Genomic DNA, 11,957 nt, shown 5'->3' on the forward strand with positions numbered 1-11,957 from the left:
CCCCCGGTTCGGCCTCGGAGTATATTCCGGGGCATGATTACAGAGCTCGGCCACTTCGCCCTTATCCTCGCCTTTTTCGTTGCCATCGTGCAAAGCGTGGTGCCTTTGATCGGCGCTTCAAAAAACTGGACCGGCTGGATGGCGTTTGCAGAGCCTGCTGCCATCGTCCAGTTCCTGCTAACTGCGTTTTCCTTCGGTGCGCTGATCTGGGCTTTCATAATGTCGGATTTTTCGCTGCGGATCGTGGTCGAAAACAGTCATTCAGCAAAGCCGATGCTTTACAAGATCAGCGGGACGTGGGGGAACCACGAGGGGTCGATGCTGCTGTGGGTGCTGATTGTCACTCTGTTCGGAGCGATGGCAGCTTTCTTCGGGGGCGGGTTGCCCCCAAGCCTGAAGGCGCGGGTGCTGGCGGTACAATCATCCATCGCAGTCGCGTTTTTCGCATTCATTCTGTTAACTTCGAACCCGTTTGACCGGCTGGCAATAGCACCATTCGATGGTCGCGATCTGAACCCTCTCCTGCAGGATCCCGGTTTGGCTTTCCACCCGCCGTTTCTGTATCTCGGCTATGTGGGTCTGAGCATGGCTTTCAGCTTTGCCATCGCGGCACTGATCGAAGGGCGTATCGATGCGGCCTGGGGGCGATGGGTTCGCCCATGGACGCTAGCTGCCTGGGTCTTTCTGACCATAGGTATCGCGCTGGGGTCCTGGTGGGCCTACTATGAGCTGGGCTGGGGCGGTTTCTGGTTCTGGGACCCGGTTGAGAACGCTTCGTTCATGCCGTGGCTTCTGGCGGCGGCGCTGCTGCATTCCGCAATCGTTGTGGAAAAGCGCGAGGCGCTGAAAAGCTGGACCATCCTGCTGGCGATCATTGCATTCGGGTTTTCGTTGATCGGGACATTCATCGTTCGTTCAGGGCTGCTGACGTCGGTTCACGCCTTTGCCAATGATCCCGAGCGTGGTGTCTTTATTCTGATCATTCTGGTGATCTTTATCGGTGGCGCGCTGACCTTGTTTGCAGCACGGGCGCAGGCGATGGAGGCCAAGGGCGTCTTCGGCATGGTCAGCCGTGAAAGCGCGCTGATCGTGAACAACGTTTTGTTGGCGGTCAGTTGTTTTGTGGTTTTTGTCGGCACCATGTGGCCGATGTTGGCCGAGATGATGTTTGATCGAAAACTCTCGGTCGGGGCTCCGTTTTTCAATGCTGCTTTTTCACCGTTCATGGTGCTGCTGGGATTAATTCTGCCGATTGGATCGATGCTGCCGTGGAAACGCGGGCGGATTGGAAAGACAGCTTGGTCCCTGCGTTATGCCTTTGGTCTGGCTCTGGCGATTTCCCTGTTGGTTTGGGCGATGCAGACCGGGCGCAGCGCTTTGGGGCCAGTGGGTCTGTTCCTTGGGGCGTGGATTACGTTTGGTGCCACAGTTGATTTGTGGAGCCGTACAGGTCGCAACGGCAGTCTGAAACGCTTGTTCCGTCTGCCGGGCGCGGATTGGGGCAAAGCCGTCGCTCATACCGGACTGGGGGTCACTATCTTTGCCATTGCCGGCCTGACGGCGTGGGAGGACGAGGATATTCGCGTCGCCCAGCTCAAACAACCTTTCGAAGTCGGGCAGTTCACACTGACGCTGCAAGACGTCCGTCGGGTTGAGGGGCCGAACTATTTCTCGACCACGGCGGATGTTCTGATTGAAAAGAATGGCCGCCCGATCGGGACATTGCATCCCGAAAAACGGGATTACCCCGTTGCGCGAATGCCCACGACAGAAGCCGCCATCGATTATCGTTTCCTTGGGGATCTCTATGTCGTGATCGGTGATCAACAGGCAGATGGCGGCTGGGTCATGCGAACCTATATCAAGCCGCTGGCAAACTGGATCTGGGGTGGATGTATCCTGATGGCGCTCGGCGGTGTCTTGAGCCTGTGTGACAGGCGGTTCCGCGTGGCCGCAGGTGCCAGAAAAACCCCGGTTGGCGGAGTACCTGCAGAATGAAACGCCTTGTTCTGATTCTGATGATGCTCGCATCACCTGTCTTTGCGGTTCAGCCTGACGAAGTACTGGATGATCCTGTTCTGGAACAACGGGCACGCGATCTCAGCGCCGGGTTGCGTTGCCTTGTGTGTCGCAATGAAAGCATTGACGAAAGCAACGCAGATCTAGCCCGAGACCTGCGTCTGCTGCTGCGGGAACGGTTGGTCGCAGGGGATACGGACGAACAGGCCATCGCGTTTATCGTAGATCGGTTCGGCGAATACGTCCTTCTGAAGCCGACCACCAGCGGCTCGAACCTGCTTTTGTGGTTGGCAGGGCCAATCATGCTGTTGATCGCTGCCGCGGTTGGGCTGAACTTTCTCCGAGCCCGGGCCAAGGCTCATGCTTCGGTTGACTCCGCGTCGTTGAGCGACGACGAAAAAGAACGTCTGCGTCAAATTCTTGAAGACTGACGCGTGGTTCCGCTTTTCCCGTTCCGTCAGGGCCAGTAAGTGTGCAAAAACACGTGGCGCGACGGGAGGGTTTTCATGAATTACGAAACGGTTGCTTTGGATATTACAGACAGTCTGGCAGTTCTGACACTGAACAGGCCGGACAAGATGAACGCACTGACCACTCAAATGCGGGCAGAGATTACTCACGCCATGAAAGATGCAGCGGTCAAGGCCCGCTGTATAGTTATCACCGGTGCTGGTCCTGCGTTTTGTTCGGGGCAGGACCTGGGTGATGCGTCGTCAACCGGCAAGATCGATCTGGAACGGTCGTTGCGCGATGAATATGAACCGATGTTGGACACCATCCACAATTGCCCGGTGCCCACGATTGCCGCGGTTAACGGACCGGCAGCCGGGGCAGGCGCGAACCTCGCCCTCTGTGCCGACGTGGTAATTGCGACGGAAAGCGCCTATTTCCTGCAGGCATTTGCACGTATCGGCCTGCTTCCTGATGCTGGGGGAACATGGTTCATGCCTCGCCAGATGGGGCTGGCCAAAGCAATGGGCGCGGCCTTGTTTGCAGACAAGATCACTGCAAAGCAGGCGGATGAATGGGGCATGATCTGGGAAGCCGTGCCGGATGACGTATTTGTCGACCATTGGCGCAAAAGGGCAGAGTATCTGGCGAAAGGTCCCACGGCGGCCTATGACGCGATCAAGCGGGCCATTCGCGGAACCTATGAAAACACCCTGCAACAGCAGCTTGAGACCGAGGCGCACCTGCAAGGCAAATGTGGCCGCTCCAGAGATTTCGCCGAAGGCGTGGTGGCCTTCATGGAAAAACGCCCTCCGAAATTCGAAGGGCGCTGATCAGGCTGGTATCATGCGCGGCGGCGGCGGCGTGTGCGGCGTTCCGGTGTCGCATCGTCATCCGTCCCGTCCGAGGCGGATGTGAACGGACCCAGAGCATCAGCAATCTGATCGAGAGTCGGGCGTTCGCCACGAGGCGTGGTGTTCAACGCCTCACGCATCTTGCGCAGGTGATCGGGCATGGTTCCGCAGCACCCGCCAATGATCGTCGCGCCGGCATCCCGCGCCATGGCGGCATACTGCCCCATCAGCTCGGGCGTGCCGTCATAGTGAATGTGACCATCCACGTATTTCGGAATGCCTGCGTTGCCCTTCGAGATCAGTGGGCGCTCAGTCCCTTGCGCGGCAAAACCCAGAACGGTGCGCAGAATGTCAGATGCGCCAGTGCCGCAATTGGCGCCAAACGCGATAGGCGGATTCGGCAAGGTTTCGACCAGTTGGGCCAGATCGGCTGATGTCACACCCATCATCGTGCGACCGGCCGTGTCAAAGCTCATCGTGCCGCACCAGGGCATGTCGGTCAGGGCAAAGGCTTCGGCAGCGGCGCGGAACTCTTCGGGTGCGCTGATGGTTTCCACCCACAGAACATCCACGCCACCTTCTTTCAGCGCTTCAGCCTGTTCGTGGAACATTTCCACTGCTTCGGCGTGCGACAGGCTGCCGACCGGTTCCATGATTTCTCCGGTTGGGCCGACCGATCCTGCAACAATGACAGGTCGTCCGGCTTTGTCGGCGACTTCACGTCCCAGCTCTGCACCGATGCGGTTCAACTCTCCCACGCGATTTTGCGCGTCGTGCAGTTTCAGCCGTGCCGATGTGCCGCCGAATGTGTTGGTCAGGAACAGGTCGCTGCCTGCATCAACCGAACCCTGATACAGCGCCCGGATCTTGTCCGGAGCATCCACGTTCCAAAGTTCAGGAGCGTCACCAGACTGCAGGCCCATGTTGAACAGGTTCGTCCCTGTTGCACCATCGGCCAGAATGGCGTCATTGGTTTCCAGAAGCTTGCTCAGCGCGTTTGTCATAGGGTTGTTCCAGAAAAAGGCGCAAAACGCCGTTAAAAAAGAGACGCCCCGTGTCTCATGACCAAGGCGTCAAATCAAATTCATAAAACTCATGAAGATCATGAGTCAGGCACCTGAGGCTCAGCCTTTCTCGCTCAGGACCTGCGCCTTGGCTTCCGGCAGAAGATCGGCCATTTTTGCGCGGATTTCGTCGTCCGAGGACAGGTTTCCGAGATCGCCCGAAACCTTGCGTACGACATCTTCGTGCCCGGCTTCCTCAAAGTCTGAAATTACAACCGTCCTTGCATATTCCTCTGCATCTGCACCAGTTTTACCAAGCTTTTCTGCGGCCCACAGACCCAGAAGTTTGTTGCAGCGGGCCTGCGCCTTGAACTGCATCTCTTCATCATGGGCAAACTTGGCTTCAAAGGCGTTTTCGCGTTCGTCGAACGTGGTCATAGGGTAAGGACCTCTTGGGTTACATCTTGTTTCCTGATGATATGACTATACGACGTCCCATACGCAAGGGATTTGCGCTGCGTCAAAGCCTCTCGGGTACATGAACTTGCGGGAAATGGGTGCTTGGACTATGAGGACGCCAACGTGAGGGGACTCAATCCCTCTGTGCAGAGTGGAAAGGTCGCTTATGGCGCGTCGCAAGAAAATCTACGAAGGCAAGGCCAAGATTCTGTACGAAGGCCCTGAACCGGGCACGATCGTTCAGTATTTCAAAGATGACGCTACTGCCTTCAACGCGGAAAAGAAGGACGTGATCGACGGTAAGGGGGTGCTCAACAATCGCCTGTCCGAGTTCTTCATGACCGGCCTGACCCAGATCGGCATCCCGAACCACTTCATTCGCCGCCTGAACATGCGTGAGCAGTTGGTTCGCAACTGCGAAATCGTTCCGCTGGAAGTGATCGTGCGCAACTATGCCGCCGGATCGATGTCCAAGCGTCTGGGTATCGCAGAAGGCACCCAACTGCCCCGACCGATCGTCGAGTATTGCTACAAGGACGACTCGCTGGGTGACCCGCTTGTCACCGAAGAACACATTGCCGCTTTTGGCTGGGCCAGCCAGCAGGACATGGACGATATCCTCAGCCTCGCCCTGCGGGTGAACGACTTCATGAGTGGTGTGATGCTGGCGGTGGGCATCCGTCTGGTGGACTTCAAGATCGAGATCGGACGCGTGTTCGAAGGCGACTATCAGCGCCTGATCGTTGCTGATGAAATCAGCCCCGACAGCTGCCGCCTGTGGGATATCGAAACTGGCCAGAAACTGGACAAGGACGTCTTCCGCCGCGATTTGGGCAGTTTGACCGACGCCTATTCCGAAGTTGCACGCCGACTGGGCGTCCTGCCCAGCAACAATGTCACCAAACCGACGCTGATCAACTAAGCAGGGCTGGATCGGAACCTCGCCAAAGCGCCGCGGCTGTGTTTGCGGCGCTTTTTCGTTGGCGGTTGAATTTGACAGCCTCCCGTTTCCTGAGCATGTTTGCCCCGTGCAGTCACAAAAGGTTCAGGATGGGTGTCAAATGGCTGAACTGTTTGATCAGACAGTGTTTCTGAAGTTTCTGGCAGCCGTGCTTGCAATCTTCAATCCGCTGTACAATATCCCGATCTTTCTGAGCATGACCAAGAACTGTACTGCGGCCGAACGGCGGCATGTTGCGGTCGTTGTTACGATTTCGGTTACTGTCATTGCGCTGACCGCGGTTGTGATCGGGGAAGAAGTGCTCGGGGTGTTCGGTATTGATGTGCCATCTTTTCGGATTGCTGGCGGGATCATCATTTTCGGAATCGGGATGTCGATGTTGAAGGCCGAGGACAGGCCGCCGGGCGATCAGGCTGCTATGGACGACGGGCATGAGCGCAAATTGAATTTCGCCGTCGTACCGCTGGCCATTCCTCTGACCATCGGGCCGGGCACGATTGCCATTACGATTGTTTTTTCGCACCAACTCTCTAACGGCGCCGAAATCTTGACGCTGGGTTCGGCGATCCTGATTGCCTGCGCGATCGTGGGGCTGGGTTTGTTGTTCGCAGATCAGATCTCGCGCCTGTTGGGTGAGACAATGATCAATGTCCTGACCCGGATCATGGCAATCCTGCTGGTCGCCGTCGCGGTCGAGATGGTTCTAACGGGCACGTTCCATGCAATTGATGCGCATTATCCGGGATTGGTCAAAGAAAGCGGATAGTTGGATTGCTGCGGCAAACTGCTTTGCAAACAGGGTTGTCGAATGCCATTTGGCGCGCTATCCCCCGCGCAACGAAATGGGCCGCAGATTGCGGCCCGCAGGTGGAGTTGCCAAAATGAAAGCACGGGTTCATGTGATGCTCAAGAACGGGGTGCTGGACCCGCAGGGCGAAGCAGTTCGGCACGCATTAGGTGCAATGGGCTTTGATCAGGTCGAAGGTGTGCGTCAGGGCAAGGTGATCGACCTTGAACTGGCCGACGGCGCGACCGAAGCAGATGTGACCGAGATGTGCGAAAAACTGTTGGCCAACACGGTTATCGAACGCTACGAGATCGAACTGGTCTGATTGAATGCGGGCCGCGCGTCTGATCACCTCCCGTCAGCCGCTTGAGGTAACGACGATCCCGGATCCCGCACCTGCGGAAGACGGCGTTATCGTGCGGGTGCTGGCCTGCGGCGTGTGCCGGTCAGACTGGCACGCGTGGTCTGGTTCGGATCCGGACGTCGTCTTGCCCATCACTCCTGGGCATGAATATTGCGGAGAGGTGGTTTCAGTCGGCGCGCGCGTCACCCGGTGGCGTGTCGGGGATCGGGTGATCGCACCTTTCATTCTGGCTTGCGGCCGGTGTCCGGATTGCGCGCAGGGGCATCAGACGATCTGCCCCGATCAGGTTGTACCGGGGTTCACCTGTGACGGCGCTTTTGCGGAATACATAGCGGTGGCGCATGCCGATGCGAACCTGACGTCATTGCCGGACAGTATTGCGCCGGAAACCGCGGCCGCGTTGGGGTGTAGGGTGACGACAGCCTGGCAGGCTCTGGTCGGTCGGGCAAAGGTTCAGGGTGGTGAATGGATCGCTGTCTTCGGCGGCGGCGGAGTAGGGATATCCACGCTTCTTTTGGGTAAGGCGCTTGGCGCTCGTGTCGTGGTTGTCGATATCACGGATGATAAACTGAACTATGCCAAGGCTCTGGGCGCTGACGCGGCGGTCAATGCGGCTACCTGCGATGCGCCGCAGGCGGTGAAGGATCTCACCGGTGGCGGTGCTCATGTTGCGATTGAGGCGCTTGGCATTGAAGTGACGACCGTTTCAGCGATGCGATCCCTGCGTAAAATGGGGCGCATGGTGCAGATCGGGATGCCTGCCGGGGACCACACTCAGATGGCGTTGCCGATGGATGTTCTTTATTCCGGTCAGCTTTCTGTCTTCGGAACGCGTGGAATGCCAAGCTGGCGCTATCCCTCTTTGTTATCGCTGATCGCAGGCGGCGGAGTTGACCTGAGCCCATTGGTCACGCGAAAAATATCTCTGAACCAGGTGAGCACAGAGCTTGCCGCCTTTGACCATTCAACTCCTCCGGGTGTTGCGGTCGTCACCGATTTTGTCTCGTAGGAGGGCCCGCCATGCGCGCAGCCGTAATCGTATTCCCCGGATCAAACTGTGACCGAGACCTCGCGGTCGCTTTCGAGCAGGCCGGTTTTCAGGTCGACATGGTCTGGCACAAAGATGCCGCGCTGCCGGAAGGCATTGATATCGTGGGCGTTCCAGGTGGTTTTTCCTATGGCGACTATTTGCGCTGTGGTGCAATTGCCGCGAAATCTCCGATCTGCAAGGCCGTGGTCAATCACACCGAACGCGGCGGTTACGCCTTGGGGATTTGCAACGGATTTCAGGTTCTCACGGAAACGGGTATCCTGCCGGGGGCGCTGTTGCGAAATGCCGGGTTGAAATACATCTGCAAGACCGTGGGCCTGAAAGTCGCAACCAGCGACAGTGTTTTTACCGGCGGCTACAATGCGGGCGACGTGATTGGTATTCCGATCGCGCATCACGACGGCAACTATTTCGCGGATGACGCGACGCTGGCGGCGTTGAGGGATCAGGACAGGATCGCATTCACCTATACCGAGAACCCCAACGGTTCGGTCGGTGATATCGCAGGGATCCTTTCCGAAAACCGTCGTGTTCTGGGTATGATGCCGCACCCCGAACGCGCGGCGGACCAAAGGCATGGCGGCACCGACGGGGCGGCGCTGTTCCGCGCATTGTCAGGTGTGTTTCAAGCGGCGTGACTTGAGGTCACGCGCGCCCACGCGTAACGTCTGACCATGAACTCGGACGTGCGATCAGGCTGGTCAAAACTGCTGAAACCGTTTCGCGGCGCCCCATTGGGATGGCGGCTGCGGCTGGCTGTTCTGGTTTTGATGGTGGCGACAATCGCAACGGTTTGGGTCACCAACCGTCTGCTGACTGACAGGTTCACCGAATCCACACGCAACCGGGCCGAGCTGCGCCTTGCGCTGTATTCCGGTAATTTGCTGAGCGAATTGCGGCGCAATTCCATCGTGCCGCAATTGCTGGCGCGGGATCCGACCCTGATTTCGGCGTTGCAATCCAGGGACTATTCGCTGTCGACGCAGCGATTGATCTCTTTCGTCGAAGAAATCGGTGCGGCGTCGCTGAGGTTGTTGGATGGTGACGGGCGAACGGTTGCAGCGACAGATCGGAGTAAACTGGGCGAGGCACACAGGAACACATCGTATTTCGTGGACGCGATCCGGTCAAATGCGACAATCTTTTCCGTCATTCCCAAGGAATCCGGCGGGTACAGCTTTGTCTACTCACGGCGACTTGAAAACAGCGCTGAAATACTGGGCGTAATTGTTGTCGAAGTCGATCTGCAAAAGTTTGAACAGGCCTGGGCCGGTATTTCTGATGCGGTGATGGTTACAGACAGCACCGGAACCATCATCTTGTCTACTGAGCCGCGCTGGCGAGGTCTAGATGAGGGCTCGGCCCTGCTGCGTCAGCCACCCCAAGGGGCCATCCAGCGGGCCATTCGCGCAACGACCGATTGGACAGCTTTGCCACCCGACGCCTACCTGCAAGGCGAGGCGGTAATGCGTCTGGAAACGCGCATTCCCTTCCGCGGCTGGCAAATGACGTCATTCACGACCTATGCCTCGATCCGCGAGAAAGTGAACAGCGTTCTGGCGCTCGAGATCATGGGCTTTGCGATTCTTCTGGCGCTGGCGTTCTACGCGCTGAGCCGACGCGCGACGTTGCGCATGACCCTGTTTCAGCGCGAGTCGGCAGAGCTTCGCGCATTGAACGCCCGGCTACAGCGGGAAATCGCTGAACGCGAACGGGTTGAAAAGACGTTGGATTTGGCTGAACAGACCCTTGCCCAAAGCTCGAAACTGGCGGCATTGGGTGAGATGTCAGCCGCAGTCAGTCACGAGCTGAATCAACCGCTGGCTGCAATGAAAACCTATCTGGCCGGTGCCCGTTTGCTGTTGCGTCGAAACCGGCCTGAAGAAGCGCTGGCAAGTTTCGGCCGCATCGATGGTCTGATCGAACGGATGGGGGCGATTACGCGGCAGCTCAAATCTTACGCCCGCAAGGGGGCGGACGCGTTTTCACCTGTAAACCTTGGCGAAGCACTGGCCTCTGCCTTGTCGATGATGGAACCGCAGTTGCGCCAGCGCCATGTCAAGATCACTCAGATCCTGCCTGAAGAACCGGTGATGGTGATGGGGGACCGGATGCGGATCGAGCAGGTTATGGTCAACCTCTTGAGAAACGCGCTGGACGCCACCAAATCAATGGCAGAGCCAGATGTGGAAATCATCCTGGCGGCGGGTGATACGGCTGTACTGACGGTGCGCGACAACGGGCATGGGATCGAGAATATCGAGAACCTGTTCGAGCCGTTCTATACCACCAAACAACCCGGAGATGGAGTTGGGCTGGGGCTTGCCATCTCGTCAGGGATCGTGAACGACCATGGGGGACGGTTGACTGCGCGCAACGGCCAATACGGCGGTGCGGTGTTTGAAATGCAGTTACCAGCACTGGGAAGCGACGGCCTCGAGGCCGCGGAATAACGAGGAATGACTATGGCACAGGCCATGAAAATTGCCATTGTGGATGACGAACAGGACATGCGCCAGTCAATCAGCCAATGGCTTGCTTTGTCCGGATATGACACGGAAACCTTTGCCAGCGCGGAAGATGCGCTCAAGGTTCTGGGTCCGGATTATCCAGGGATCGTGATCTCGGATATCAAGATGCCGGGTATGGATGGCATTCAGCTTCTGAAAAAACTGATGGGAGCCGACAGCACCCTGCCGGTGATCATGATCACCGGTCACGGCGATGTCCCGATGGCGGTTGAGGCGATGAGGGTTGGCGCGTTTGACTTCCTTGAAAAACCGTTCAATCCAGACCGTATGTCTGAGCTGGCCAAACGCGCCAGCAATGCGCGCCGACTGACACTGGACAACCGTGCGCTGCGGCGAGAGCTGTCCGGTGGCACGCAGATCATGAACAAGTTGATCGGTGCCAGCCCGGTTATGGAACGGCTGCGTGAGGATATTTTGGATCTCGGCCAGGCCGACGGTCATGTGTTGATCGACGGAGAAACCGGAACCGGGAAAACCCTTGTAGCACACGCGCTTCATGCTGTTGGCAGCCGTGCAGGCAAGAAATTTGTCCTTGTATCCTGTGCTGCGCTTGAAGAAGACGCACTGGCCAAGCGTCTCTTTGGTCCGATGATGCCCGAGGATGCGCAACTGCCTGCCATCGAAGAGGCGCGAGGCGGGACGCTGGTTCTGGAAGATGTCGAAGCGTTGAGCGATACGTTGCAGGCCAAGCTGTTGAGCGTGATGAACGAGCAAGGCACACCTGCGGAGACTCGGATCGTTGCCATCTCGAACTTGCAGGAGGCGGGCAAGACGTCGGAAGACGTGCTGCGCCCAGATCTGTTCTATCGCCTGGCGGCGCTGCGCATCACCATGCCACCGTTGCGCCAGCGTGGGGAAGATATCCTGACCCTGTTCACCCGTCTCAGTGAGCAGTTTGCCGAGGAATATGGTTGCGATGCACCTCAGGTGAGCGCGCAGGAGGCTGCGCAGTTGTTGCAGGCCCCCTGGCCGGGCAATGTGCGTCAGTTGATCAATATTGCCGAACGGGCGGTGCTTCAGTCACGTCGTGGGTCAGGCACGATCGCGTCGCTTTTGATGTCGGATCATGAGGAAATGCAACCGGTGATGACGACCGAAGGCAAACCGTTGAAAGAATATGTCGAAGCGTTCGAGCGAATGCTGATCGACAACACGATGCGCAGGCACAAGGGTTCGATTGCGTCTGTCATGGATGAGCTGTGCCTCCCGCGTCGGACGCTGAACGAAAAGATGGCGAAATACGGCCTCCAGCGTTCGGATTATCTTTAAGCGATGCGATTGGGGGCTCTGCCCCCGTCGCCTATAACGCCTCCCCCGAGATATTTTTGGCCAGATGAAGTGGATCCGTCACGCTGGTTGGGTGATGGAATGCAGTTTGCCCATTGTCTTTTCCACAGGGTTGCTTTTATTGTGTCCGAACGGGCCGGGTGTATTTGACGCCTACAAGTCCCGAATCTTTGAGTTTCGCTGCTGATCC

12 protein-coding genes are annotated in these 11,957 nt (G+C 57.6%); 10 read left to right on the top strand and 2 right to left on the bottom strand.

Going from position 1 to position 11,957, the window contains the following annotated elements; all coding sequences use genetic code 11:
- Nucleotides 1–33: 33 nt before the first annotated feature.
- From AC2FFA_RS02125 to AC2FFA_RS02135, 3 genes are all read left to right on the top strand, one after another.
- Nucleotides 34–1,998, top strand: coding sequence for a heme lyase CcmF/NrfE family subunit (locus AC2FFA_RS02125; protein WP_117872766.1), 1,965 nt, complete (start codon nt 34–36; stop codon nt 1,996–1,998).
- A complete protein-coding gene (locus tag AC2FFA_RS02130; protein ID WP_496849662.1) occupies nt 1,995–2,450 on the top strand; it encodes a cytochrome c-type biogenesis protein in 456 nt (151 codons plus the stop codon). Before AC2FFA_RS02125 ends, AC2FFA_RS02130 begins: the two co-directional genes overlap by 4 nt.
- A 75-nt stretch (nt 2,451–2,525) precedes the next feature.
- On the top strand, nt 2,526–3,302 hold the full coding sequence (locus tag AC2FFA_RS02135; RefSeq protein WP_117869047.1) for an enoyl-CoA hydratase-related protein: 777 nt from the start codon (nt 2,526–2,528) through the stop codon (nt 3,300–3,302).
- An 11-nt stretch (nt 3,303–3,313) separates the two neighbouring features.
- Here the strand turns inward: AC2FFA_RS02135 and bmt are convergent, their stop codons facing one another.
- Both bmt and AC2FFA_RS02145 read right to left on the bottom strand, forming a co-directional pair.
- Nucleotides 3,314–4,327: a betaine--homocysteine S-methyltransferase gene (gene bmt / locus AC2FFA_RS02140; RefSeq protein WP_496849663.1), complete on the bottom strand. Its 1,014-nt coding sequence runs from the start codon at nt 4,325–4,327 to the stop codon at nt 3,314–3,316.
- A 120-nt stretch (nt 4,328–4,447) separates the two neighbouring features.
- Nucleotides 4,448–4,765 (bottom strand): DUF1476 domain-containing protein, encoded by a 318-nt coding sequence (locus AC2FFA_RS02145; RefSeq protein ID WP_117869045.1) that lies wholly within the window; start codon nt 4,763–4,765, stop codon nt 4,448–4,450.
- Nucleotides 4,766–4,952: 187 nt separating this feature from the next.
- Here AC2FFA_RS02145 and purC point away from each other — a divergent pair, with 187 nt between their 5' ends.
- The 7 genes from purC to AC2FFA_RS02180 all read left to right on the top strand — a co-directional run bounded on the left by purC (nt 4,953) and on the right by AC2FFA_RS02180 (nt 11,749).
- The gene (purC, locus tag AC2FFA_RS02150; protein WP_117869044.1) at nt 4,953–5,708 is read left to right on the top strand and encodes a phosphoribosylaminoimidazolesuccinocarboxamide synthase; all 756 of its coding nucleotides are present in this window, start codon (nt 4,953–4,955) and stop codon (nt 5,706–5,708) included.
- Between the two features lie 139 nt (nt 5,709–5,847).
- Nucleotides 5,848–6,513 carry a MarC family protein gene (locus AC2FFA_RS02155; RefSeq protein WP_117869043.1) on the top strand — a complete coding sequence of 222 codons (666 nt, stop codon included), beginning with the start codon at nt 5,848–5,850 and terminating at the stop codon, nt 6,511–6,513.
- A gap of 115 nt (nt 6,514–6,628) precedes the next feature.
- The gene (gene purS, locus AC2FFA_RS02160) at nt 6,629–6,859 is read left to right on the top strand and encodes a phosphoribosylformylglycinamidine synthase subunit PurS (RefSeq protein WP_117872765.1); all 231 of its coding nucleotides are present in this window, start codon (nt 6,629–6,631) and stop codon (nt 6,857–6,859) included.
- A gap of 4 nt (nt 6,860–6,863) precedes the next feature.
- Complete coding sequence (locus AC2FFA_RS02165) at nt 6,864–7,907, top strand: zinc-dependent alcohol dehydrogenase family protein (RefSeq protein WP_496849665.1); 1,044 nt, start codon at nt 6,864–6,866, stop codon at nt 7,905–7,907.
- An 11-nt stretch (nt 7,908–7,918) separates the two neighbouring features.
- Nucleotides 7,919–8,587, top strand: coding sequence for a phosphoribosylformylglycinamidine synthase subunit PurQ (purQ, locus tag AC2FFA_RS02170; RefSeq protein ID WP_496849667.1), 669 nt, complete (start codon nt 7,919–7,921; stop codon nt 8,585–8,587).
- A gap of 36 nt (nt 8,588–8,623) precedes the next feature.
- Nucleotides 8,624–10,402, top strand: a complete 1,779-nt coding sequence (locus tag AC2FFA_RS02175) for a sensor histidine kinase (RefSeq protein WP_117869040.1) — start codon at nt 8,624–8,626, stop codon at nt 10,400–10,402.
- A 12-nt stretch (nt 10,403–10,414) separates the two neighbouring features.
- Nucleotides 10,415–11,749, top strand: coding sequence for a sigma-54-dependent transcriptional regulator (locus AC2FFA_RS02180; RefSeq protein ID WP_050603452.1), 1,335 nt, complete (start codon nt 10,415–10,417; stop codon nt 11,747–11,749).
- Nucleotides 11,750–11,957 lie beyond the last annotated feature (208 nt).

The sequence above is a fragment of the Ruegeria sp. YTSB088 genome, assembly GCF_059609825.1.